Source organism: Streptomyces sp. NPDC002643, assembly GCF_053592555.1.
Genome location: NZ_JBSFVY010000021.1, coordinates 54,446 through 78,776, shown reverse-complemented (window position 1 = coordinate 78,776; position 24,331 = coordinate 54,446). Strand labels below are relative to the sequence as shown.

Sequence of the window (24,331 nt, the reverse complement as noted above, 5' to 3'; positions counted from 1 at the left end):
TCTTAGGGCGTGCCCGAACCCGAAGTCAGCAAGTCCGAAGCCGCTCCGAGCGTCCATCCTCATGCCGGGACGCTGAGGCGGCTGGAGAAGTCGTCCGGAAGCCTCGCCGCGCAGGCCATCGCGCGGATGGACGAGACGCTGCCGTGGTACCGGGCGATGCCACCCGAGAACCGGTCGTGGATCGGGCTGGTCGCCCAGGCCGGTATCGCCGCGTTCACCGAGTGGTTCCGGTATCCGGACGCCCCGCAGGCCATCTCGACCGATGTGTTCGGCACGGCGCCGCGCGAACTGACCCGGGCGATCACGCTGCGGCAGACCGTGGAGATGGTGCGGACGACGATCGAGGTCATGGAGTCCGCCATCGACGAGGTGGCCGCGCCCGGCGACGAGGCCGTGCTGCGTGAGGCGTTGCTCGTGTACGCGCGGGAGATCGCCTTCGCCACCGCCCAGGTCTACGCGCAGGCCGCCGAGGCACGCGGTGCGTGGGACGCCCGCCTTGAGTCCCTGGTCGTCAACGCCGTGCTGAGCGGCGAGGCCGACGAGGGCGCGGTCAGCAGGGCCGCCGCCCTTGGCTGGAATTCGCCGGAGCATGTGTGTGTGGTCCTCGGTACCGCCCCCGACGGGGACAGCGAGTTGACCGTGGAGGCGATCCGGCGCGCGGCCCGACATGCCAAACTCCAGGTGCTCACGGGTGTCCTGGGCGACCGTCTGGTGGTCATCGCCGGTGGCAGGGACGATCCGTTGCAGGTGGCGAAGTCGCTGATCGGCCCGTATGCGGCGGGGCCGGTGGTGGCGGGGCCGATCGTGCCCGATCTGCTGGCGGCGACCAGGTCGGCGCAGGCGGCGGCCGCGGGGCTCAAGGCGTGTTCGGCGTGGCAGGACGCGCCCCGGCCGGTTCTGGCGGACGATCTCCTTCCGGAGCGCGCGATCGCGGGAGACCCGAGCGCGCGCGAGCAGTTGGTGGAGGAGATCTACAGACCGCTGGAGGAGGCCGGCTCGGCGCTGTTGGAAACGCTCAGCGTGTACCTCGAACAGGCTTCCAGTCTCGAAGGGGCGGCCCGGATGCTGTTCGTTCATCCCAATACCGTGCGCTACCGGCTCCGACGAGTGACGGACGTCACCGGTTGGTCGCCTTCCGATGTACGCTCTGCGTTCACATTGCGGATCGCGCTGATCCTGGGGCGTCTGGTGGATGGCGATCCCCAGCTCTAGGGTTTTGTCGGGGGGCTACAAAACCCCCTGCTGTTCTTCGTCCCTGTCCCCACGGGCGGCGCGTGCCGTCCCCAAGAGAGAGTGTGAGAGTGCTCGTACTCGTCGCTCCCGGCCAGGGCGCCCAGACGCCCGGCTTCCTGACTCCTTGGCTCGAAATCCCCGGTGCCGCCGACCGCCTCGCCGCGTGGTCGGACGCCATCGGGCTCGACCTCGTCCACTACGGGACTGTCGCCGACGCGGACGAGATCCGGGACACCGCCGTGGCCCAGCCGCTGCTGGTCGCGGCCGGACTGCTGTCCTCCTCCGCCCTCGGTACGTCGACATCAGCCGCTGACGCGGCGGGAACCCCGGGTGTGGTCGCGGGCCACAGCGTCGGTGAGATCACCGCAGCCGCCTTCGCCGGTGTCCTCGACGACACGGCCGCGCTGACCCTCGTACGCAAGCGGGGCCTGGCCATGGCCGAGGCCGCCGCGATCACGGCGACCGGGATGTCCGCGCTGCTCGGCGGCGACCCCGCGACGACCGTGCCGCATCTGGAGAAGCTGGGGCTGACCCCGGCCAACGTGAACGGCGCGGGCCAGATCGTGGCCGCCGGAACGTTGGAGCAGCTGGCCGCGCTCGCCGAGGACAAGCCCGAGGGTGTGCGCAAGGTCGTCGCGCTGAAGGTCGCCGGTGCCTTCCACACGCACCACATGGCGCCCGCGGTCGACGCGCTCGCCAAGGCCGCCGCCGATCTGACGCCCGCGAACCCCAAGTTCACTTACGTGTCCAACAAGGACGGGCAGGCCGTCGCCTCCGGCGACGAGGTACTGGCCCGGCTGGTGGGACAGGTCGCCAACCCGGTCCGCTGGGACCTGTGCATGGAGACCTTCAAGGAGCTGGGCGTCACGGCCCTGGTCGAGGTGTGCCCGGGCGGCACACTGACCGGTCTGGCCAAGCGCGCGCTGCCGGGTGTGAAGACTCTGGCGCTCAAGACCCCCGACGACCTCGACGCTGCTCGCGAGCTCATCGCAGAGCACGCCTGACAAGGAGCCCGGAGCATGGCGAAGCTGAAGCCCAGCAAGGGCGCCCCGTACGCACGCATCCTCGGTGTCGGCGGCTACCGCCCGACCCGGATCGTGCCGAACGAGGTGATCCTGGAGACGATCGACTCGTCCGACGAGTGGATTCGTTCGCGCTCCGGCATCGAGACGCGGCACTGGGCGAACGACGAGGAGACCGTCGCCGCGATGTCGATCGAGGCGTCCGGCAAGGCGATCGCCGACGCCGGGATCTCCGCCGAGCAGATCGGCGGTGTGATCGTCTCGACCGTCTCGCACTTCAAGCAGACACCGGCCGTGGCGACGGAGATCGCCGACAAGCTGGGTACGAACAAGGCCGCCGCCTTCGACATCTCGGCCGGCTGCGCGGGCTTCGGCTACGGCCTGACCCTCGCCAAGGGCATGGTCGTCGAGGGCTCGGCGGAGTACGTACTTGTCATCGGTGTGGAGCGGCTGTCCGACCTCACCGACCTGGAGGACCGGGCGACGGCCTTCCTGTTCGGTGACGGCGCGGGCGCGGTCGTGGTCGGCCCCTCCGAGGAGCCGCACATCGGCCCGACCGTGTGGGGCTCCGAGGGCGACAAGTCCGAGACGATCAAGCAGACGGTGCCGTGGAACGAGTACCGGATCGGCGATGTCTCCAAGCTTCCGCTGGACAGCGAGGGCAACGTCAAGTTCCCCGCGATCACGCAGGAGGGCCAGGCGGTGTTCCGCTGGGCCGTGTTCGAGATGGCGAAGGTCGCTCAGCAGGCGCTGGACGCGGCCGGGATCAGCCCGGACGACCTGGACGTCTTCATCCCGCACCAGGCCAACGAGCGGATCATCGACTCGATGGTGAAGACACTCAAGCTGCCGGAGCATGTCACGGTCGCGCGTGATGTGCGCACCACCGGCAACACCTCGGCCGCCTCGATCCCGCTCGCGATGGAGCGGCTCCTGGCGACCGGCGAGGCGAAGAGCGGCGACACCGCGCTCGTCATCGGCTTCGGGGCGGGTCTGGTGTACGCGGCTACGGTCGTTACCCTCCCCTAGGCAACCGTGCCGGATCTCGCGGTCCGGCGTGGTCAACGCAATACCTGCCGCTGACGCGGCGGGCGCCACACCCTCTGGATATCTACGAAGGAGCGCCTGACATGGCCGCCACTCAGGAAGAGATCGTCGCCGGTCTCGCCGACATCGTGAACGAGATCGCCGGCATCCCGGTCGAGGACGTCCAGCTGGACAAGTCCTTCACCGACGACCTGGACGTCGACTCGCTCTCCATGGTCGAGGTCGTCGTCGCCGCCGAAGAGCGCTTCGACGTCAAGATCCCGGACGACGACGTCAAGAACCTCAAGACGGTCGGCGACGCGACCGACTACATCCTCAAGCACCAGGCCTGATCCACCGATCACCTGGGCTGATGCCCCGCCACCCGGCGGTGGCGCCGCTGAATCCTCGTAAACGTTGGAGAACATTCCCGTGAGTTCGACCAAGCGCACCGTGGTCGTCACCGGTATCGGCGCAACCACACCGCTGGGTGGCGACGCGACGTCCACCTGGGAGGGCCTTGTCGCCGGCAAGTCCGGTGTCCGTGCCCTGGAGCAGGAGTGGGCCGCCGATCAGGCGGTCCGTATCGCGGCCCCGGTCGCCGTGGAGCCGACCGAGGTCATCCCCCGGCCGCAGGCCCGCAAGCTGGACCGCTCGGCGCAGTTCGCGCTGATCGCGGCCAAGGAGGCGTGGGCCGACGCCGGTTACACCGAGACGTCCGCCGACGACGGCACCGTCGACGCCGACCGGGTCGGCGCGGTCATCGCCTCCGGCATCGGCGGGGTCACCACGCTGCTCGACCAGTACGACGTGCTGAAGGAGAAGGGCGTACGCCGTGTCTCCCCGCACACCGTGCCCATGCTGATGCCCAACGGCCCGTCCGCCAACGTCGGTCTGTACGTCGGCGCCCGCGCCGGTGTGCACACCCCCGTCTCCGCGTGCGCCTCCGGCGCCGAGGCCATCGGGTACGCCATCGAGATGATCCGCACCGGCCGCGCCGACGTCGTCGTCGCCGGTGGCACGGAGGCGGCGATCCACCCGCTGCCCATCGCCGCGTTCGGCAACATGATGGCGATGTCCAAGAACAACGAGAACCCGCAGGGCGCGTCGCGTCCGTACGACACCGGCCGTGACGGTTTCGTCCTCGGTGAGGGCGCGGGTGTCGTGGTGCTGGAGTCCGCCGAGCACGCCGCCGCGCGGGGCGCCCGGGTCTACGCCGAGGCCGTGGGGCAGGGCATCTCCGCCGACGGGCACGACATCGTGCAGCCGGAGCCGGAAGGGCGCGGGATCGCCCACGCCCTGCAGAACCTGCTCGACCGGACCGACCTCGACCCCGCCGAGATCGTGCACGTCAACGCGCACGGCACGTCCACGCCGGCCGGTGACATCGCCGAACTGAAGGCGCTGCGGAAGGTGTTCGGCGACGACACCGACCACTTCGCGGTGTCCGCGACGAAGTCCATGACCGGGCATCTGCTGGGTGGTGCCGGTGGGGTGGAGACCGTGGCGACCGTGCTCGCGCTGTACCACCGGGTGGCTCCGCCGACCATCAACGTCGACAACCTCGACCCCGAGGCGGAGTCGACCGCCGACATCGTGCGTGGCGAGGCCCGCAAGCTGCCGGTCGAGGGCCGCATCGCCGCCCTCAACGACTCGTTCGGGTTCGGGGGGCACAACGTGGTGTTGGCGTTCAGGACGATCTGAGCGGCGCAGACCCCCACACGTACAGTGAGGGGCCCCACCGGCTGGTGGGGCCCCTCACTGTGTGTCGGCCGACGTCAGACGACCTGGTGCAGCCAGCGGACCGGTGCTCCCTCGCCCGCGTACCGGAACGGCTCCAACTCGTCGTCCCACGGCTTGCCGAGGAGCTTGGCGATCTCGGCCTCCAGGTCGGTCTCGCCGCGCTTGGAGCGGGTCAGGGCGGCCCGCAGACGGTCCTCCGGGATCAGGATGTCGCCGTGGATGCCGGTGACCGCGTGGAAGATGCCCAGGTCGGGGGTGCAGCTGTAACGCTCGCCCTCGGTGGTGGCGGAGGGCTCGGCGGTGACCTCGAAGCGGAGGAGGTGCCAGCCGCGCAGTGCGGAGGCCAGCTTGGAGGCGGCGCTGGCCGCGCCCTGCCAGGAGAACTCCGAGCGCCAGGTGCCCGGTGCGGCCGGCTGACGAATCCAGTCGAGGTTCACCCGCGTCCCGAGAACACCCGCGACGGCCCACTCGACATGCGGGCACAGCGCACGCGGCGCGGAGTGCACGTACAGAACTCCACGTGTCGTCACCGGGGCCTCCACAGAGCAGGACATCTTGTTGTTCGACGGAACGGCTGTGGCAGAGCGGCCACGTGGCGAGGCTACCGTGCGGCGGGGTGGGGAGTGTGACGTACCGTCGGAGCCGGCGCCAGGAAGGAGCGCGGTTTCACCCGGCGGGACGCGTCTCCGCCCCTCGGCTGGGGGTCCGGCCCGCGGCGGAGCCGCCGATCGGATTCGTATCCCCCGGGAAAACACAGCCACCCGGGGGGACGCTTGGGCGGGGCTGTCAGTTCCCCCGCCCGCCACTTCCGTCTCTTTTTTTACGTGTTCGTGGTTGTTCTTCCGTTGTCTTGGGTTGTCTTCCACGGGTCGGGAACCCTTGTGCGTTGTGATGGATGGGAACTTGCACGTGTACGGCCGAAGAGGGGACCAGGGATGCGGATGCGACGCCGGCGGACGAGGGCGGGGGTCGGTGTCGTCCTCGCGGTGCTGCTGGGGGCGGTCGCGTGTGACGCCTCCGGGGGCGACTCCCCCGGGCCGGAGGCCACCGAGGCGAAGACGAAGCCCACCGTGAAGCCCTCGCCGACGCCCGTCTGGGACACCACCCCCACCTCGATGGCGGCCGTCGGCGACTCCATCACCCGTGGTTTCGACGCCTGCAAGGTCCTCTCCGACTGCCCCGAGGTCTCCTGGGCCACCGGCAGCGACGCCTCCGTGGACAGTCTCGCGGTACGGCTGCTGGGCCGGGCCGGAGCCGTGGAGCGGAGTTGGAACTACGCGGTCACCGGCGCCCGGATGGCCGACCTGCCGAGTCAGATGGCGCGGGCGGCCACCCGCAAGCCGGAGTTGGTGACGGTGATGATCGGCGCCAACGACGCCTGCCGGGCGACCGCCGACGCGATGACCCCGGTGAAGGACTTCCGCGCGGACTTCAAGGACGCCCTCGCCTCCCTGAGGGACGCCCTGCCCAGGACCCAGGTGTTCGTGGCGAGCGTGCCCGATCTGAAGCGGCTGTGGTCCGAGGGGCGGACGAACCCCGTCGGCAAGCAGGTCTGGAAGCTCGGCATCTGTCCGTCCATGCTCGCCGACCCCGATGTGATGACCGACGCCGCGAACGAGCGGCGCGACGCCGTCCAGGCCCGTGTGGAGGCGTACAACGACGTGCTGCGTGAGGTCTGCGCCGAGGACCGCTACTGCCGTTACGACGGGGACGCCGTCTTCGACTACCGGTTCGGACAGCGGCAGCTTAGCCAGTGGGACTGGTTCCACCCGAGTGCGAACGGTCAGGCCCGGCTGGCGGAGATCGCGTATCGGGTGGTGACCGGGAAGGGCTCGTAGAGCGGGGAGCCGCCGGGAGGGCTCGTGACCTGGGCCTGGGCGTGACCTAGGGTTTCGCTCATGAGCGAACTTTTCGGCACACTTTCCGACGGCACCGCTGTTCATCGCTGGACGCTGGAGCGGGGCCGCACCCGGGTGCGGATTCTGACGTACGGCGGGATCGTGCAGTCCGTCGAGGTCCCGGACCGGGAGGGGCGGATCGCGGATGTGGTGCTGGGGTTCGCCGATCTGGAGGGGTATCTGCGCCATCCCGGGCCGTTCTTCGGCGCGTTGATCGGGCGGTACGCCAACCGGATCGCCCAGGGGCGGTTCACGCTGGAGGGGCGGACGTACGAACTGGCCCGCAACAACCCGCCCAACAACCTGCATGGTGGCGAACTCGGTTTCGACAAGCGGGTGTGGGACGCGGAGGCCCTGGAGGGCCGTCGCGGGGTGCGGCTCTCCCGGGTCAGCCCCGATGGGGAGGAAGGGTTTCCCGGGCGGGTGGAGGTGTCCGTCACCTATGTGCTGGACGAGGACGGGGGTGCGCTGCGGATCGCGTACGAGGCCGTCACCGACGCTCCGACCGTGGTCAATCTGACCAATCACTCGTACTGGAATCTGGCGGGGGCCGGGTCCGGGAGTGCCGGTGGGCATGAGTTGCGGATCGACGCGTCGCGGTTCACGCCGGTGGACGGGGATCTGATTCCCACCGGTGAGTTGGCCGAGGTCGACGGGGGTCGGTTCGACTTTCGGGTGGCTCGGAAGGTGGGGGCCGGGTACGACCACAACTTCGTGCTGGACAAGGGGGTCTCGGGGAGCGCGGTCGGGGTGGCCGAGCTGTTCGAGCCGGGGTCGGGGCGGGTGCTGGGTGTGGCCACGACCGAGCCCGGGATGCAGCTCTACACCGCCGATCACCTTCAGGGCCCGTTCGGGCCGGGGGACGGGATCGCCCTGGAGACCCAGCACTTCCCCGACTCGCCGAACCGGCCGCGGTTCCCGAGTACGGAACTGCGGCCGGGTGAGGTGTATCGGTCGGAGACCGTCTACGAGTTCGGAGTGCGGTAGGGGGTCGTCAGCCTGCGGTCCTCGATCGAGTGGGCGGCCTCCACCTCGTACGAACCCCCCACGTACATCCAGGAGTTGGTGTCCTCGTCCCAGATCTCGAAGGCTCGGCGGGGTAGTTCGATGACCACCTCCGCCGCTGCGCCCGGGGCCGCCTCGGTGGTGGCGAAGCCGGCCAGCCAGCGGGTCGGGCGGTTGGGGTCGGGGGGTGTGGGGGCCAGGTAGAGCTGGACGGTTTCCCGGCCCTGGCGGGTGCCCGTGTTGCGGATGCGGATGCTCGCCGTGGTGCCGGTGATGTCGAGGGACTCGTAGGTCCAGTCGGTGTAGCCGAGGCCGTGCCCGAAGGGGTACGTCGGGGTCCTGTGCTGCTTCTGCCAGGCCCGGTAGCCGATGAACGTGTCCTCCTCGTAGGGGAGTTGGCCGTCGGTGGGGGTCACTCGGGTGACCGGGGCGTCCGTGAGGGAGCCCCAGGTGGTGGGGAGGCGGCCGCCCGGCTCGTGGGTGCCGGTGAGGACGTCGGCCAGGGCCGCGCCGCCCTCCTGGCCCGGGAACCAGGTGAGGAGGATCGCCGCCACCTCGTCGCGCCACGGGAGTTCCACCGGGGAGCCGGAGTTGACGACGACGACCGTGCGGGGGTTGGCGGCGGCCACCGCCCTGACCAGGTCGTTCTGGCGGCCGGGGAGGGAGAGGTCCTTGCGGTCGAAGCCCTCGGACTCGACGCGGTCGGTGGTGGCGACCACGACCACCGCCGTGTCGGCGGCCCGTGCCGCCTCCACCGCCTCGGCGATCAGGTCATCGGGTTCGCGCCGGGGTCCGGCGTGGCAGAGGATGAAGCTGACCACCTTCAGCGGGAGGTGGTCGGGGAGGGCGATGACATGGGTCAGTGAGATCTCGACCGGTTCGCCTGCCGTCAGTTCGGCCTCGGCACGGGGCTGGGGCGCGTCGAAGAACGCCGCGAAGGCGTCGTCGCTGTCGGGGCGCTGGGCGTCGTCGAAGTACGTCGTACCGTCGACCGTCAGCGTGAACTCGCCCAGGCCCATGATGCCGAAGGTGTGCGGACCGCTCTCGCGTGGGGTGAACGTGCCGGTCAACTCGACGGTGTGCAGGGCCTCGGGGGTGACGCCCTCGGGATAGGCGGTGTCGAACCACCTGACGTTGCCGTTGGGGACCGTGCTCTCGCCGATGACGTGACCGGCCGCGTCCCGGCAGATGGCGCGCAGCTCGAATCCCTTGTCGGCGACGGCCAGTTCGGTGTTCGGGTCGGCGCCCACGGCGTAGGTGAGGGTGCCTTCGGGGAGGGCGGCGTACAGGCCGTCCAGCGGGGAGACGGTCCGGGGCGGGAAGACCATGGCGGAGCCGCCGCCGAGGACTCGGGCGTCGCGGGCGGCGGCGCCGATCAGCGCCACCTCGGCGCCGGGCCGCAGCGGGAGGGCGTCGGCCTCGTTGCGTACGAGGACGAAGGAGCGGCGGGCGATCTCGCGGGCCAGGGCCTCGCCGTCGACCGGGGCCGGGGGCTCGGGCACGACCGGGTCGGCGCCCTCCAGGATGCCCACGCGGGCGGCGAGGCGCAGGACGCGGCGTACCGCCTCGTCGACGTCGGTCTCCTTTGCCTCGCCCGCGCGGACGGCTGCCGCCAGGGCCTCGCCGTAGACGGTGACCGGGCCGGGCATAGCGACGTCGAGGCCGCCGGTGAGGGCGGCCGTGGTGGAGCGGGCGGCCTTCCAGTCGGAGACGTTGAAGCCGTCGAAGCCCCATTCGCCTCGGAGGACTTCGTTCACGAGGTAGTGGTGCTCGGTCATCGTGGTGCCGTTGACCGTGTTGTAGGCGGTCATGATGCCCCAGGGGTGGGCGTTCGCCACGATCGCCTCGAAGGGCGCCAGATACAGCTCGCGCAGGGCGCGTTCGGAGACGAGGTTGTTCACCGTGAAGCGGTCGGTCTCGGCGTCGTTGGCGACGAAGTGCTTGACCGTGGTGCCGACGCCGCCGGACTGGACGCCGTTCACATAGCCCGAGCCGATCGCGCCGGTGAGGTACGGGTCCTCGCTGTACGCCTCGAAGTGGCGGCCGCCGAGCGGGGAGCGGTGGAGGTTGACGGTGGGGGCGAGGAGGACGTGGACGCCCTTGCGGCGGGCCTCCTGGGCGAGCAACACTCCTGCTCTGCGGGCCAGTTCGGGGTCCCAGGCGGCGGCGAGGGCGGTCGGGGAGGGCAGCGCCACGGAGGGGTCGTCGGCGGTCCAGCGGACTCCTCGTACGCCGATCGGGCCGTCGGACATGACGAGGGAGGCGAGGCCGATCCCGGGGAGCGCGGGGAGGGTCCACATGTCCTGGCCGGCCAGCAGACGGGCCTTGGCGTCGAGGTCGAGCCGGGTGAGGGCCGCGTCCACGACGGCCTCACGGGCGGCTTCGGCGTCGGTGGGGCGGGGGGCGCCTTCGGTTGCCGGCTCGCCGGGGTGGCCGGACGTCGTCGCGGTCCGGGTGGGCTGGGTGGCCGTCATCGCGGCGCCTCCTCGTTGAGTGCGTTCGGTCCCTCGTTCCCGTTGTTCCCCCATCGCGCGCGATTTACTTGTAGAGCGGTAGGTTTTGTTATTCCGACGTTACTTTTCGGTACGGGGTGTGGCCGCTCATGGCGTACGGTGACGACATGAGCGGCACCAGGGTCAGGGGCCTGAGGGGTGAGGAGCGGCGCTCGGAGATCGTGCGGGCGGCGCTGGAGGTGATTGCCGAGCGCGGTTACCGGGCCGCGAGCATGGCGGCGGTGGCCGAGCGGGTCGGGCTCACCCAGCAGGGGTTGCTGCACTACTTCCCCACCAAGGAGGCGCTGCTCGTCGCCGTCCTCAAGGAGCGGGACCGGTGGGACGCCGTGCCCGACAGCCCGCTGCGGCTGGATCTGCTGGCGTCCCTCGTCGAGTACAACTCCATGCGGCCCGGGATCGTGCAGACCTTCTCCGCGCTGCTGGGCGAGAGCGTGACCGAGGGGCATCCGGCGCGGGACTTCTTCACCGAGCGGTACGGGCGGGTGCGGGGGGCCATGGCCGAGGTGCTGCGGGTCGAGTACGGGGAGCGGCTGCCCAGCGGGCTCACACCGGAGCGGGCGGCGCCGCTGCTGGTGGCCGTGATGGACGGCTTGCAGTACCAGTGGCTGCTGGACCCGGAGGGCGTCGACATGGCGGCGGCGTTCCGGGACTTCGTGATGCTGCTGGGCGAGGCGGACTAGGGCGCTTCCGGCGGCTCTTCGGGAGGCGGGGGCTCGGCTCCGACGGACACCACTCCCCATGGCGTACGTCCCATCCGCCACGGGATACTGCCGCCGTCCGGCGACACCACACAGCGACGGAAGGGCTCGAACTCCCTTGTTTTCTCTACGCGTTCGGATCGGCAGAGTTGGAGTGACCGGGCTGGTGGCCCTGTTGGCCGGTGGTGGGCTGACCGCGCCCGCGACAGCCGCGCCCTTGGCGGCCGCCTCCGCCATGTCACCCACCGTCGAGGAGCAGCGACTCGATCGGGCCGCGCCCCAGGAGATCCTTCGGCGGTCCGGGTTCGACGCCGTGGCACCGGAGTTGGCCCGGGCGCTGGGCTCGGCGCGGTCGTACGCCCAGGCCCGGCGCGTCGTCGTACGGGAGGGGTCGGCGTTGTGGCGGCGGGCCGTGGATCGGGCGCAGGGGCGGGGGCCGGCCGGGGGCGACCTGAGCCGGGACGATGATCGGCCGTTGTACTGGGCGCGGCTCGGGATGACCCGGGAGGTGCGGCAGTGGGAGCCGGGGTTCGGGCTGAGTGACGCTCAACGGGCTTCGCTGATCGGGGAGTTGGAGCGGACGTCTCGTGGGCAGACCGACATTCGGTATGCGGGTGGGAAGGCCGGCAGTGCCGTGAAGGGGCGCTCGGGGGTCGAGCGGGTGCTGCTCACCGGGTTCGATCCGTTCACACTGGATCGGGATGTGCGGATCTCCAATCCGTCCGGGGCCACCGCTCTCGCCCTCGACGGGACGGTGATCGAGACCGCCGAGGGGCCCGCGCGGGTCGAGACCGTGGTCTTTCCGGTGCGGTGGCAGGACTTCACCGAGGGGACGGTGGAGCGGACGCTGCGGCCGTATCTGGGGAAGGTGGATCTCTTCACGACCGTGAGCCAGGGGCGGGTCGGGCGGTTCGACATCGAGCGGACCAACGGGGCCTGGCGCGGCGGCTTCCCCGACAACGACAACATCGGCCGCACCGAGACCGTCCCGGTCACCGACCCGGCCTCGCAGCCGCAGTGGACGTCGACGACCCTGCCGTACGCGGCGATCGTCGGCGCGAGTACGGGACGGTTCCCGGTGTACGACAACACGAGCGTGACCGAGATACCGGCGGGCGGCACGGCAGAGGTCGTACGGCAGGACGGGCCGACCCCCGGGTCGACGGCGCGGGCCGGGGGCGGCGGTAACTACCTGTCCAACGAGATCGCGTACCGGGCGACCCTGCTGCGTGACCGGCTGGGGCTGCGTGACACCCTGCCGGGCGGGCATGTCCACACGCCCGTACTGCAGTTCGGGGCGGGCAACACCGATCCGGCGACCGGGGCGGTGACGGACCCCGAGTTCGTGCGGAACCGGCTGGACATCATCGCCCAGGTGCGGGCGATCGTCGCGGTGGCCGTCGAGGCGGCTGAGTAGCGGCGTGTGAGCGTCAGTGCGACGGGGCGAAGGCCAGGCTGATGCCGAGGCCGGCCAGGACCGAGCCGATGGCCTTGTTGAGGACCTTCTGGCCGCGCAGCATCACGGCGCGCATCCGGTCGTGCGAGAAGAACGCGGCGACCACGCCGAACCACAGCAGGTGGGCGAGGGACATGAACAGTCCGTAGCCCGCCTGCTGGACCAGCGGGGTGCCGGGTCCGACCACCTGGGCGAAGGTCGAGACGACGAAGAGGGTCGTCTTGGGGTTGAGCACGTTCGTCAGGAAGCCGGAGCGCAGGGCGGCGAGCGGGGTGACAGTGGCCGTGTTCTCCGAGAGGTCGACCTCGACCTCGTCGCGGGTGCGGAAGGTGCGGATGCCGATGTAGACGAGGTAGGCCGCGCCGATCAACTTGATCAATGTGAACAGGAACGTTGACGAGGCGATCAACAGGCCCACGCCGAGCATCGTGTACGTGACGTGCACCAGGACGCCGGCGGCGACTCCGGTGGCGGAGAGCAGGCCGGTCGTACGGCCGTGGAGATAGCTGTTGCGGACGACCATCGCGAAGTCGGCGCCCGGGGCTATGACGGCCAGGACGGTGATGACCGCCACGGCGAGGATCTCGTTCACGCGCCCACCCCCGGCTTGCGGAACCCAGGGTTCTGGGGCGGGAGATGGGGGTGGTTCCGATTGCCGCCGTTGCGGTTGTCGCTCTCGTTCTCGTTCTCGTTCTCGTCGGTCGTCTCCTCGCCCAGCAGGTCGCGGGCCATGAGGGTGGCGCCCGCGACCGCGCCCGGCATCAGGAAGACCGCGACGACCGGGACCAGGAAAGCGAGGCCCAGCGGGGTGCCGAAGCCCCAGACCAGGGACTTGCGGGAGCGGAGCAGGGCGAGGCGGGCGCGGAGGTCGACGCCTCGGCGCTGGAGGGCGACCGCGGTCAGCTCCTCGGTGAGGAAGAAGCCGGTGACGAAGAAGCCGATCACCGGGACGACCGTCTGCCCGATGAACGGGACGAAGCCGAGGGCGAACAGCAGCACGCCCCACAACGCCGCCCGTACGACCACCCGGAGGCTGTCCCGGGCCGAGATCCACAGCTCCCGCCACAGCGGAAGGTCCGACTCCGGTGCCGTGCCGTCCGGCGAGACGTCCCGGTCGACCTTCTCGGAGAGGTTCTCGTAGAAGGGCTGGCCGATCAGGAGGGTCACCGCGGTGAAGGTGATGACCGCGAGGAGGAGGGCGAGGGCGAACAGGACGACCGTGAGGAAGCCGCGGAAGAGACCGGGCCAAGGGCTCGACCAGTCGTCCGCGAAGGGGGTGGCCCAGGTGACGAAGTCCGGGCCCCAGAACGCGAGCGCGGTGAGGGCGGCCAGGTAGAGGACGAGGGTGATCAGGCCCGGGATCAGACCGAAGCCGTATTGCTTGCCGTGCCGGGCAACCCAGCGTTGTCCTTGTACGAGGTACTGGAAACCCACCCCTAGATCGCGCATGGGGCGAACCCTAGCGGAGGGGGGTGACGTCGGGGGGTGCCGCCCCGAAGGCACCGGCCTCCCCGAACGCCTGCCGCGCGAAGCGCTCTCCCATGCGGCGGTGGGTCTCGGCGTCCGGGTGCAGGTCGTCCGGGAGGGGGAGTTCGGTGGTGTCGGGTTCGCCGTAGAGGGTGCGGCCGTCCAAGTAGTGGAGGTTGGGGTCCTGGGGTGAGCGCACGGCGACGATGCGGGCGAGTTCTTCTCGGATGGTGTTGAGGGTGAGTTTGCCGGTCGCTCGTTCCGTGGGGTCGCCCATGGCGCGGAAGCGGAGGCGGCCCTCGGACAGGTCGGTGAAGTCGGGGGCGCTGGGGCCCGGGGTGTCCTCGTGGATGGGGCACAGGATGGGGGACACGACCAGCAGCGGTGTCGTGGGGTGGCCTTCGCGGATGGTGTCCAGGAAACCGTGGACGGCCGGGGCGAAGGCACGCAGACGCATCACGTCGTGGTTGACGATGTTGATGCCGATCTTGACGCTGATCAAGTCGGCGGGGGTGTCGCGCAATGTGCGGGCCGTGAAGGGGTCCAGTACGGCGCTTCCGGCCAGACCCAGGTTGATCAACTCGACATCGCCGAGGGACGCGGCGAGCGCGGGCCAGATGGCGGTGGGGCTCGCGGCGTCGGACCCGTGGCTGATGGAACTGCCGTGGTGCAGCCACACCCTGCGGTCCGGGGCCGGGGCGGGCTCCACGGGGGCGTCGGTGCGCAGTTCGATGAGCTCGGTGGTCTCGTTGTGCGGAAGCCAGATCTCGACGGTCCGCAGGCCACCGGAATCGGCGTTCTCGAAGCGGACGGTGCCGGGGGCGCCCGGTTGGACGTCGACCGTTCCCTTGGCCATGTCCGTGGTCAGGACGTTGCCGCTCCGTACGCTGCCCTGGCCGGCCTCACGGCCGTCGACGAGCAGGACGTACACGCCGTCGGGGCGGGGTGGGGCGCCGACGTAGGTGCGCTTCGTGGGGAGGGTGTCCAGTTCGATGGTGGTGGCTCGGGTGCGGAAGGCCAGCCGTACGCCGGAGGGCTGCGACTCCGCCATGGCGAGTTGGCCGTCGGTGTTCTGGGCGCGGGCCCACGCGGGCAGCCGGTGCGGGAGTACGCCGTGCTCGGTGCGCTCCAGGTCGAGGGCGCCGCGGAGGAGGTCGGCGGTGATGGGGGTGGTGATCAAGTCTTGATGCGAGTGCATGGGATCAACCTGTTGATCAAGAGAGGGGGGTCGGGTTGAGCGTCAAGGGTTGAACGTCAATGGGGTTGATCGGTCGGCCAGTTGCGCAGCAGGGCGTCGAGGGCGTCGAGGATGCGGGTCCAGGACTCCTGGGAGTCGGGGGCGCTGTGGCTGAAGCCGCCGGCGAGTTCCAGGCTGACGTAGCCGTGGAAGACGCTGCCGAGGAGACGGACCGCGTGGGTCTGGTCGGGCTCGTCGAGGTCGTAGCCGCGCAGGATCGCCCTGATCATCTGGGAGTGTCGGCCACCGGCGCTGATGGCGGCCGTGTCCGCGTCGAGCCGCATACGGGTGGCGTCGTAGCGGCCGGGGTGTTCGCGGGCGTAGTCGCGGTAGACGTTGCCGAGGGCGGCGAGGGCGTCCTTGCCGGCGCGGCCCGCGAGCGCGGTGGCGCCCCGGTCGGCGACCTCCTCCAGGGCGAGCAGAGCGATACGGGTGCGCAGGTCGAGGGAGTTCTTCACATGCGAGTACAGGCTCGCGACCTTCACGTCGAACCGCCGGGCCAGCGCCGACACGGTCACGTCGTCGAACCCGACCTCGTCGGCCAACTCGGCCCCCGCCCGGGTGAGCCGCTCCACAGTCAGCCCCACACGCACCATGACCGTCCCCGACCTCTCTCCTTGGGCCAGGCCCATCCGACCAGGGCCGATTATGCGCTTACCTAAACCCTTTAGGCAAGCAGTCACACCCTTTAGGCAGGGGGGTGGGGGCGCCGGCGGCGCTGATGTTCAAGGACGCGGAGGCGCTCCGCGGGATACGGGGCGTCCCGGCTCCCATCCGCGAGCCGCCGGAGAAAGTCGGTCATCGCCTCGGCGAGCGGGGCGTCTCGGGTGAGGATGACCACGGCCGCCTCGGGGATGCCCGAGGGGCGCTCACCCCGCGCGAAGGCCCGTATCCGCTCCTCGCGGTACTCGCGGCCGTCGCCGAGGGGTGGCCCATGGTCGGCATTCGCCCGGTGGGCAGGAGTCGGCCCGGTCGTGTATCGGTGATTCCCGGTCATGCTCGGCGGGCGACCTTGACTTCGTACCGTTGGGGCAGCTGATGATCGCGTCATGACCGCTACCCCGTTCAACCCCCGCGCCCTGCTGGTGAAGAGCCGGCTCGGTGTGCTCGCGACGATCAAGGCGGACGGGCGTCCGCAGCTCTCTCCCGTTCAGCCGTACTACGACGAGGCCGCGGGCGTCATCCATGTGTCGACGCGCGCGGGTACGGCCAAGGTGGCGAATCTGCGGCGGGATGCGCGGGTCGCGCTGGAGGTGACCGGGTCCGACGGCATGGCGTGGGCCACCGCCGAGGGCACCGCGACGCTCACCGGGCCGGGGGCCGATCCCCACGGGCCCGAGGTGGACGCGCTGGTGGAGTACTACCGCGCCGCCGCCGGGGAGCACCCCGACTGGGACGAGTACCGCCGGGTGATGGTCTCCGACCGCCGGGTGCTCATCACGATGACGGTCGATCACGTCTACGGGGCGGACATCAGCTGACCTGCGACGCGGGGACGCGCACGGACAGGGCGCGGGCGAGAGCCGGCCGGGTGATGACGATGACATCGCCGAACTCCTCCTCCAGGCCTCGTCCTTCAGCCTCGTCCTTCAACCTCCTCTACCTCCTCCATCTCCTCCTTCAACGCGCCCGGCATCGCCCGTCAGCCTGTCCGTCGTGGCAGCAAGTGGCGTAGCAAGCCCGTCAGTTCGGCCGTGTGGTCGTTGAGGTAGAAGTGGCCGCCCTCGAAGACATGGGTGCGGAAGTCTCCCGAGGTGTGGTCCCGCCAGGCCCGCATGTCGTCGGGGCTCGCCTCGGTGTCGCGGTCGCCGACCAGGGCGACGACGGGGCAGGACAGCGGGCGGCCCGGAGTGTCCTCGTACGTCGCGAGGGCGCGGTAGTCGCCGCGCAGCGCGGGCAGGATCAGTTCCAGCAGGTCGGGGTCGTCGAGGACCGCCGTGTCGGTGCCGCCCAACGCGCGGATGCGGGCGACGATTTCGGCGTCGCCCGCCGGGCTGTGGCGGCGGCGGTACCGCTCTGCCTCCGCCGGTGAGCGGCGGCCCGACAGGACGAGCAGTTGCGGCTCGCCGCCGGGCGACCGGGCCAGACGTACGGCCACTTCGTACGCGAGCGACGCCCCCATGCTGTGTCCGAGCAGCGCCCTCGGCCGGTCAGCGGGCGGGCCCAGTGCCTCGGCGATCAGATCGGCCAGCTTGTGGACGTCGTCGATCGGCGCCTCGCGCAGCCGGTCGAGCCGGCCCGGGTACTGCACGGCCAGGACGTCGACCTCGGGGGCGAGCGCCACGGCGAGCGGACGCCAGTACGAGGCGGAGCCGCCCGCGTGCGGGAAGCAGACCAACTCGCAGTCCGCGTCGGCGTCCGTACGCGCCCCGCCCATGGGCTGGAACCGTCGGAACCAGACGTTCCGCACTTGGCTCACCCTCACCGGTCCCCCATCTCCGTCATCGCCATCTCCGTCATCGACCGCCCCTCCACGGCGCCCACTTCCACGGCACCCACTTCACAGCTCATCGACACCTCACCAGTTGAACGGCCGTACGGCAAATGCGTCGGTGCGTCACAAAGCCATCGGCGTCGTGACATCCCGACGCCCTCTTGTTGCCCGGATCTCGAACAGGTAGACCAACAACACCCGCAACACCTGCTTCTGTGGCCCTCACCCGCATCGTCACCCGCACCCGCACCCGCACCCGCCACCCAAGAACCCCCACCTCAGGAGGTAGCGTGCGTCCGCCCAAGTCCGGTCCGAGATCCGGTCCGAGATCCGCGTTGTCCAGCGTCGCCGCCGTCGCCGTCACCGCGGTGTCGCTGCTGGTCGCCCCGTACCCGGCCGGCGCCGACACCGAGCCGCCCGTCCGTGAGGGGTCGGCGTTGCCGCAAGGCGCCGCCAAGGCCCCGGCGAGCGCGGCCGAGCGGGCCCTCGCCGCGCCGGAGACCGACCTCGCCGACACCGCCTCCGGCAGCGGCGCGGCCCGGGGTTACCCCCGTGAGCAGGTCCTCGCCCCGGACCCGGTGAACCCCGCCGACAAGTCCCTCAAGCTCGGCCTCACCCCGTACCACGCCATCGCGCCCAGGCTGAACGCGCTCCAGGCGCTGGGCGACCGGGTGAGCGTGGAGATCGCGGGACGGTCGGCCGGCGGCCACCGCCTCTACCTCGTCACCGTCACCGCCCCGGAGACCGCCCGCCAGGCACGCGAGCAGGCCCGGATGCGCGAACTCATCGAGAGCGCCCCGCAGTCGGCGGCCGGGAGCAAGTCCCTCAAGACGTCGTACAAGGCGCCCGTCTTCTTCAACAACAACATCCACGGCAACGAGTGGGAGGGCACGGACGCCGCCCTGAGGCTCATCGAGCGGCTCGCGACCGCGACCGACGCGAAGACCGAGGACCTGCTCGCCCACAGCCGCCTGTACTTCAACATCACCGCCAACCCGGACGGCCGTATCGCGGGCACCCGTGCCAATGCCAACGGCTTCGACCTCAACCGGGACTTCGTCACCGCCTCCCAGCCCGAGGCGCGCGCGATGCGGCAGATCAACATCGACAAGCAGCCGGTCGTCATGCTCGATCTGCACGGCTACGTCAACGGCACCCTCATCGAGCCGACCACTCCCCCGCACGGCGAGAACTACGAGTACGACCTCTTCCTCAAGAACACCTACGCCAACGCCCTCGGTATGGAGTCCGCCGTCAACGGCCTCGGCTACACACCCGCAGAGGACGGCGTCGAACCGGTGCAGATCCCGTTCCGGGACTCCGAGGAGGGCTGGGACGACTGGCCGCCGATCTTCACCCCGCAGTACGCGGCCTTCCACGGCACGGTCGCCGCGCACACCGTGGAGATCCCGCTCCCGGTCAACAACGCGGCGTACGAGTCGCTGCCGGTGGACGAGCTGCGCCGCCGGTCCGCGATCAATGTTGATGTGGCGGGCGCGGCCATGCAGTCAACACTTGATTTCGTACAGACGCGGCGTACATCGTTGATCGCCGACCAGATCGAGGTCTTCCGGCGGGGCGCGTCGGGCGCCGCCCAGGTGCCGGTGTCCGAGGAGACCGTGCCCGGGGTGCCCGGCATCGGCCCAGAGGACGTCTACACGACCGAGTTCCCGCGCGCGTACGTGATCCCGGCGGGCACCGCCCAGCGCTCCGCCACGGCCGCCGCGCGCCTCGTCGACCACCTCCTCGCCAACGACGTACGCGTCACCCGCGCCACCCACGCCTTCCGGCTCGGCAGCCGGTCGTACGCGAAGGGCTCGTACGTCGTCGACATGCGCCAGCCCAAGCGCGGCCTCGCGAACGTCCTGCTGGCCGACGGACGGGACATCAGCGACAAGGTCTCGGTGATGTACGACATCTCCGGCTGGAGCCTGGGCCGGCTGTGGGGCGCGACGGTGGAGGAGGTGGAGACCGGCCGACCGTCGGCCGTCCCCGCGCGACCCGTCGGCTCGGCGGCCCGCGTCGGCCAGGTGGCGCCGCGCGGCGATCTGCGGCTGCGCCTCGACACCCCGCAGGAGATCGCCGCGCTCAACTCCCTCCTCGCCGCGAACGTCCCCGTACGCCAGGCCGCCGACGGCAGCGCGCTCGTCCCGTCGTCGGCCCGCCGGAAGGCCGAGGCGCTGGCGAGGTCGTACGACGTGGCCTTCGAGGCGACGAGGACGACGCCGAGCGAGGGCACCGCGCTGCACCGGGTGCGGGTGGCCGCCGCCGTCACGGCGGGCGAACTGTTCGCCCTGAGGGAGATGAACTTCGACGTGGTCCCGGTGTCGACGGCCGTACTCAACTCTGGATTCGACTGGTCAACAGTTGACGTCCTGTTCGCGTCGTCCGGTCTGTCGTACGGCGGGCTGAACCCGTCCGCGCGTGCGGCGCTCGGCGACTTCCTGTCCACCCACGGACTCGTGGGCCGGGGCGCGACCGGCGCGGCGCTGAACTCCGCCACGGGCCTGCTGAAGGCGACGGCGGTCGAGGGCAACGGGGACGCCAACGGGGTCGTACGGGTGGTGAATTCGGGCAGCGGGGCGGTGACCGGCGGTGCGCCGGACCACGGCTTCGTCTACGCGCCCGTGTGGTTCACCGACCTCGGCCCCTCGGTCACCGTCGAGCAGTCGTACGCCACCGGCGCTCCACTCGTCTCCGGGCACTGGCGACCGCTGCCCGACGGCACCGGCGGCCCGGCGGCAGCGGCGGGGCGGGCGTCCGTGATCAGCGGCCCCCACGCGGTGCTCTTCGGCACCGAGCCCCTCTTCCGCGACCATCCGAAGGGGGAGTTCCCGCAGGTGGGCCGGGCGTTGTTGACGGTGTCGTGAGGGGACGGTCGGCGTAGAGTCGACCGTCGAACAACGAACGCACCGAACAACCGACCTACGGACAGAACACTCGACCAGTGGGAGCGCGTATGACCGAGGGGAGCCGGACGGTCACCGTCCACGGCACCGTCGCCGAGGGCTACGAGACGGTGCGGGAGCGGTTCACGGCCTTCGTGGAGACCGAACGGGCCGACTACGAGGGCCAGTTGACGGCGTATGTGCACGGCCGCCGGGTCGTCGACCTGTGGGCGGCCCCGGACGGGCAGCTGGACGCCGTGCCGGGGCCGGACGCGGACTCGCTGTACGGGGTGTTCTCGTCCACCAAGGGCGCCGCCCATCTGGTCGTCGCCCTCCTCGTCCAGGACGGGGTGCTGGAGCTGGACCGTGAAGTCGCCCATTACTGGCCGGAGTTCGCGGCCGAGGGAAAGGGCGCGGTGACGCTGCGGGAACTGCTCGCCCACCGGGCGGGGCTCGTCGGGCTGGACGCCGGGTTCACGGACGCGGAGATCGTCGACGACCGGCTGATCGCCGAACGCCTCGCCGGGCAGCGCCCGTTCTGGCGCCCGGGTACCGCGTTCGGCTACCACGCCCTGGTCATCGGGGCGCTGACCGGAGAGGTCGTACGCCGGGCGACGGGCCGTACGCTGCGGGAGGTGTACGAGGAGCGGGTGCGTGCCCCGTACGGGCTGGACTTCTATCTGGGTCTGCCCGCCGAGCAGGAGCCGCGCTTCCGAAGCGTCCAGCCGATGACGCCGACCGCCGCCCAGCGGGCCGAGCTGGACGCGGTGCCGCAGGGCCCGCACACGCTGTCGTCGATCGCCTTCAACGACCATGTGCCGGGGTCGGGCGAGCTGACGGACTTCCCCAACGCGCGGACGGTACGGGCGAACGGCCAGGCGTCGGCGGGCGGTGTCGCGTCGGCACGCGGACTGGCGGGCATGTACGCGGCGATCATCAGCACCCTCGACGACCGTCCGCCGCTGCTGAAGCCCGACACCCTCGCCGAGTTCGGCCAGATCCACTCCGTCGGCCACGACCTGGTGGCCCGCGCCCCGAAGGCGTACGGCCTCGGCTTCCAGGCCACCTCCGAGAACTGGTACCCCTTCCTGGGCGCCGGCGCCATCGGCCACAGCGGCGCCGGCGGCACCCAGGCCTTCGCCGACCCCCGCAGCGGCCTCGCCTACGGCTACACCCGCCGCCGCATGTCCTTCCCCGGCGGCGCGGCACCGGAGAACACGGGGCTGGTACGGGCGGTGCACTCGGCGGCCCTGACCACCTGAGGGGCCCGGCCGCGCCTCCCCCCTCCCCCCGGCACAACGGAGTCCGCACCCTACGTCCAGGGGTGCGGACTCCGTCGTATGCAACGAACGGCACCGATGGGCGTCACGGGCACCCCAGGGATTGCGGTCCGGCCGATTCCCCCGCCCGCCGCCCTACGCCTCCAGCATCCGCCGCAGCAGATCCCTCAGCGACTCCCGCTCGCGGTCGGACAGCCCCGCCAGCGGCTCGCGGGCGAAGTCCAGGGAGTCGCGGAGGCTGCGGGCGACCTTGCGGCCCTCGGCGGTCGCGGCGGCCAGCTTGACGCGCCGGTCGTTGGGGTCGGGGCGCCGTTCGACCAGGCCCCGCCCCTCCAGCCGGTCCACGATCCCGGTGACGTTCGACGGCTCGCAGCGCAGCTTCTGGGCGAGCTGCCGCATGGGCAGCGGCCCCAGGGAGAGCAGTCCGAGGAGGCGGGCCTGGGCGCCGGTGAGGGCGTGCTCGGCGGCGGCGTCCTCGTACTCCTCGTGATAGCGGGCCACCACCGTGCCGATGAGTTCGACGACCTCCAGGGTCAGCGGGTCCATGCGGGGGGTCGTCTTCTGCGTGGGCATGCGCTCCAGCGTACCCCGTTACTTGACAACATGAAATATTCAGGCGCATGGTTGTTTCAGGTACTGAATTAACCGCACGGTATGTTGCGTGATGACGCATACGTCGGTCGACACATCCGCAGGAAGGTCCCTCCCCATGTCCGAGACCCCCGCCCTCCCCGCCACCAGCCGCGCCTGGCACCTGTTGAGCCGTCCCGTCGGGTGGCCCAAGCCCGAGGACTTCGCCCTGGTCGAGGAGGAGATCCGGCAGCCGGGTCACGGTGAGGTCCTCGTACGCAACAAGTACCTGTCCGTGGACCCGTACATGCGCGGCCGGATGAGCGCGGCGAAGTCGTATGTGGCCCCGTTCGAGCTGGGCAAGGCCATGCAGGGCGGTGCGGTCGGCGAGGTCGTGGCGTCCGAGGCAGAGGGGATCGCCGTCGGCGACCATGTGCTGCACTTCGGCGGCTGGCGCGAGTACGCCAGGTTCGACGCCAAGCAGGCCGTGAAGGTCGACCCGGACGCGGCGCCGCTCTCCGCCTACCTCGGCGTCCTCGGCCTGACCGGCCTCACCGCGTACGCGGGCCTGCTGCGCACCGCCTCCTTCAAGGAGGGCGACTCGGTCTTCGTCTCCGGCGCCGCCGGTGCGGTCGGCAGCCAGGTCGGCCAGATAGCCAGGCTCAAGGGCGCCTCGCGGGTGATCGGCTCCGCCGGTTCCGACGAGAAGGTGAAGCTGCTGGTCGAGGAGTACGGCTTCGACGCCGCCTTCAACTACAGGAACGGCCCGGTGAGCGAGCAGCTGAAGGAGGCCGCTCCCGACGGGATCGACGTCTACTTCGACAACGTGGGCGGCGACCACCTGGAGGCCGCCATCGGCCGGCTCAACCGCGACGGCCGTATCGCCGTCTGCGGCATGATCTCCGTCTACAACAACACCGAGCCCGCCCCCGGCCCCAAGAACCTCGCCCGCCTCATCCAGACCCGGGGCCGCATCGAGGGCTTCCTCGTCGGCGACCATTACGACCTCCAGCCCCAGTTCGTCCAGGAGGTCGGCCCCTGGATCGCCTCCGGCGCCCTCAAGTACCGCGAGACGGTCGTCGAGGGCATCGAGAACAACCTGGAGGCCTTCCTCGGCGTCCTGCGCGGCGACAACACGGGCAAGATGATCGTCAAGCTTTGAGCCGGGCCGTTTGAGGCTGTTTGAAATGGCTTCGCCGCGTTCGCCGCGTACGACAGAGGCCGCACCCCTGAACCAAGGGGGTGCGGCCTCCGCCGTTGGGGGGTGTTACACGGTCAGCAGGTCGGTACGGAACCGGAGTTGACGCCGGTGACGGACGAGCTGGCCACGTCCCAGGTGCCGCTCCAGCCGGACTCACTGACGGTCAGGCGGTACACCGTGCCGAGGCCCGACTGAGTGGTCTTGCAGCTGATCTGGACCGGGCGCTGCTTGGCCTGGATCGAGCCGGGGCCGGCCTGACCCGAGGCGTCGGGGCCTACGATCTCGTCCCGGGGCACCGAGCCGGGCCCCGGAGCGCCGCAACCGCTCGACACACAGGTGTAGTTGGCGCCGGACGTGGCGGTTCCCGAGGTGGCCGCGTGGGCGCTGCCGACGCCGGTGACCAGGACACCGACCGCGAGCAGGGCACCGCCGGCGAACGCCCGGCCGGGCCTGACGGGGAGGGCGGAGAGGGGTGAGGCAAGACGCATGGAGCCTTCTCTTCTCTTTCTTGCTTGCGCTGTCGCTGGATTACGGACAGCGGCTCCACGCTAGAGCGCGCTAGTGCGTAAGTGATCACGGAAACCGGCTGCCCCACCAACCCTTCAAATTAATACTTGAACTTTCACGCACACTTGCACATCACTTTCACACACCGGCACA

The 24,331-nt window shown here is 70.7% G+C and carries 23 protein-coding genes; 13 read left to right on the top strand and 10 right to left on the bottom strand.

All coding sequences use genetic code 11. From position 1 onward, the window contains the following. Window positions 1-9 precede the first annotated feature (9 nt). The 5 genes from fasR (at window position 10) to ACWD4G_RS28975 (ending at window position 4,985) form a co-directional block, all read left to right on the top strand. Window positions 10-1,212, top strand: a complete 1,203-nt coding sequence (gene fasR / locus ACWD4G_RS28995; RefSeq protein ID WP_451298481.1) for a fatty acid biosynthesis transcriptional regulator FasR — start codon at window positions 10-12, stop codon at window positions 1,210-1,212. Between the two features lie 89 nt (window positions 1,213-1,301). After that, a complete protein-coding gene (locus ACWD4G_RS28990; protein WP_451298480.1) occupies window positions 1,302-2,237 on the top strand; it encodes an ACP S-malonyltransferase in 936 nt (311 codons plus the stop codon). Between the two features lie 15 nt (window positions 2,238-2,252). Further along, complete coding sequence (locus tag ACWD4G_RS28985) at window positions 2,253-3,284, top strand: beta-ketoacyl-ACP synthase 3 (protein ID WP_451298478.1); 1,032 nt, start codon at window positions 2,253-2,255, stop codon at window positions 3,282-3,284. A 101-nt stretch (window positions 3,285-3,385) separates the two neighbouring features. Then, complete coding sequence (locus ACWD4G_RS28980; RefSeq protein ID WP_007381745.1) at window positions 3,386-3,634, top strand: acyl carrier protein; 249 nt, start codon at window positions 3,386-3,388, stop codon at window positions 3,632-3,634. A 79-nt stretch (window positions 3,635-3,713) separates the two neighbouring features. Continuing rightward, on the top strand, window positions 3,714-4,985 hold the full coding sequence (locus tag ACWD4G_RS28975; RefSeq protein WP_451298476.1) for a beta-ketoacyl-[acyl-carrier-protein] synthase family protein: 1,272 nt from the start codon (window positions 3,714-3,716) through the stop codon (window positions 4,983-4,985). Between the two features lie 74 nt (window positions 4,986-5,059). Here ACWD4G_RS28975 and ACWD4G_RS28970 read toward each other — a convergent pair whose 3' ends face one another. Further along, window positions 5,060-5,554, bottom strand: coding sequence for a DUF3145 domain-containing protein (locus tag ACWD4G_RS28970; protein ID WP_451298474.1), 495 nt, complete (start codon window positions 5,552-5,554; stop codon window positions 5,060-5,062). 405 nt (window positions 5,555-5,959) lie between these two features. Between ACWD4G_RS28970 and ACWD4G_RS28965 the strand changes: the two genes are divergently transcribed. Both ACWD4G_RS28965 and ACWD4G_RS28960 read left to right on the top strand, forming a co-directional pair. Then, window positions 5,960-6,862 (top strand): SGNH/GDSL hydrolase family protein, encoded by a 903-nt coding sequence (locus ACWD4G_RS28965; protein ID WP_451298472.1) that lies wholly within the window; start codon window positions 5,960-5,962, stop codon window positions 6,860-6,862. 60 nt (window positions 6,863-6,922) lie between these two features. Next, on the top strand, window positions 6,923-7,909 hold the full coding sequence (locus tag ACWD4G_RS28960; protein WP_451298470.1) for an aldose epimerase family protein: 987 nt from the start codon (window positions 6,923-6,925) through the stop codon (window positions 7,907-7,909). Here ACWD4G_RS28960 and ACWD4G_RS28955 read toward each other — a convergent pair. After that, entirely contained in the window at window positions 7,888-10,401 is a 2,514-nt protein-coding gene (locus ACWD4G_RS28955; protein ID WP_451298468.1) for a glycoside hydrolase family 3 protein, read from the bottom strand. The genes ACWD4G_RS28960 and ACWD4G_RS28955 overlap by 22 nt on opposite strands. 128 nt (window positions 10,402-10,529) lie before the next feature. Here ACWD4G_RS28955 and ACWD4G_RS28950 point away from each other — a divergent pair, with 128 nt between their 5' ends. Then, window positions 10,530-11,120, top strand: coding sequence for a TetR/AcrR family transcriptional regulator (locus ACWD4G_RS28950; protein WP_451298466.1), 591 nt, complete (start codon window positions 10,530-10,532; stop codon window positions 11,118-11,120). A 136-nt stretch (window positions 11,121-11,256) separates the two neighbouring features. Then, window positions 11,257-12,555: a pyroglutamyl peptidase gene (locus ACWD4G_RS28945; protein ID WP_451298464.1), complete on the top strand. Its 1,299-nt coding sequence runs from the start codon at window positions 11,257-11,259 to the stop codon at window positions 12,553-12,555. A 13-nt stretch (window positions 12,556-12,568) separates the two neighbouring features. Here ACWD4G_RS28945 and ACWD4G_RS28940 read toward each other — a convergent pair whose 3' ends face one another. From ACWD4G_RS28940 to ACWD4G_RS28920, 5 genes are all read right to left on the bottom strand, one after another. Further along, entirely contained in the window at window positions 12,569-13,186 is a 618-nt protein-coding gene (locus tag ACWD4G_RS28940) for a LysE family transporter (protein WP_451298462.1), read from the bottom strand. Beyond that, window positions 13,183-14,043 (bottom strand): EI24 domain-containing protein, encoded by an 861-nt coding sequence (locus ACWD4G_RS28935; protein ID WP_451298460.1) that lies wholly within the window; start codon window positions 14,041-14,043, stop codon window positions 13,183-13,185. Before ACWD4G_RS28935 ends, ACWD4G_RS28940 begins: the two co-directional genes overlap by 4 nt. A gap of 10 nt (window positions 14,044-14,053) precedes the next feature. Continuing rightward, complete coding sequence (locus tag ACWD4G_RS28930; RefSeq protein ID WP_451298458.1) at window positions 14,054-15,259, bottom strand: GDSL-type esterase/lipase family protein; 1,206 nt, start codon at window positions 15,257-15,259, stop codon at window positions 14,054-14,056. 56 nt (window positions 15,260-15,315) lie between these two features. Continuing rightward, on the bottom strand, window positions 15,316-15,894 hold the full coding sequence (locus ACWD4G_RS28925; protein WP_451298456.1) for a TetR/AcrR family transcriptional regulator: 579 nt from the start codon (window positions 15,892-15,894) through the stop codon (window positions 15,316-15,318). A 92-nt stretch (window positions 15,895-15,986) separates the two neighbouring features. After that, the gene (locus ACWD4G_RS28920) at window positions 15,987-16,295 is read right to left on the bottom strand and encodes a hypothetical protein (protein ID WP_451298454.1); all 309 of its coding nucleotides are present in this window, start codon (window positions 16,293-16,295) and stop codon (window positions 15,987-15,989) included. 52 nt (window positions 16,296-16,347) lie between these two features. Between ACWD4G_RS28920 and ACWD4G_RS28915 the strand changes: the two genes are divergently transcribed. After that, the gene (locus ACWD4G_RS28915; RefSeq protein ID WP_451298452.1) at window positions 16,348-16,779 is read left to right on the top strand and encodes a PPOX class F420-dependent oxidoreductase; all 432 of its coding nucleotides are present in this window, start codon (window positions 16,348-16,350) and stop codon (window positions 16,777-16,779) included. A 161-nt stretch (window positions 16,780-16,940) separates the two neighbouring features. On the opposite strand, the gene ACWD4G_RS28910 is transcribed toward ACWD4G_RS28915, so the two are convergent. Beyond that, entirely contained in the window at window positions 16,941-17,708 is a 768-nt protein-coding gene (locus ACWD4G_RS28910) for a thioesterase II family protein (RefSeq protein ID WP_451298450.1), read from the bottom strand. A gap of 359 nt (window positions 17,709-18,067) precedes the next feature. Here ACWD4G_RS28910 and ACWD4G_RS28905 point away from each other — a divergent pair, with 359 nt between their 5' ends. Then, on the top strand, window positions 18,068-20,602 hold the full coding sequence (locus tag ACWD4G_RS28905; protein ID WP_451298658.1) for a M14 family zinc carboxypeptidase: 2,535 nt from the start codon (window positions 18,068-18,070) through the stop codon (window positions 20,600-20,602). 89 nt (window positions 20,603-20,691) lie between these two features. Beyond that, window positions 20,692-21,882 (top strand): serine hydrolase domain-containing protein, encoded by a 1,191-nt coding sequence (locus ACWD4G_RS28900; protein WP_451298448.1) that lies wholly within the window; start codon window positions 20,692-20,694, stop codon window positions 21,880-21,882. Window positions 21,883-22,035: 153 nt separating this feature from the next. On the opposite strand, the gene ACWD4G_RS28895 is transcribed toward ACWD4G_RS28900, so the two are convergent. Next, window positions 22,036-22,473 (bottom strand): MarR family winged helix-turn-helix transcriptional regulator, encoded by a 438-nt coding sequence (locus tag ACWD4G_RS28895; protein ID WP_451298446.1) that lies wholly within the window; start codon window positions 22,471-22,473, stop codon window positions 22,036-22,038. A gap of 136 nt (window positions 22,474-22,609) precedes the next feature. Between ACWD4G_RS28895 and ACWD4G_RS28890 the strand changes: the two genes are divergently transcribed. After that, on the top strand, window positions 22,610-23,632 hold the full coding sequence (locus ACWD4G_RS28890) for an NADP-dependent oxidoreductase (RefSeq protein ID WP_451298444.1): 1,023 nt from the start codon (window positions 22,610-22,612) through the stop codon (window positions 23,630-23,632). A 113-nt stretch (window positions 23,633-23,745) separates the two neighbouring features. Here ACWD4G_RS28890 and ACWD4G_RS28885 read toward each other — a convergent pair whose 3' ends face one another. Then, window positions 23,746-24,159: a hypothetical protein gene (locus tag ACWD4G_RS28885; protein ID WP_451298442.1), complete on the bottom strand. Its 414-nt coding sequence runs from the start codon at window positions 24,157-24,159 to the stop codon at window positions 23,746-23,748. Between the last annotated feature and the right edge of the window lie 172 nt (window positions 24,160-24,331).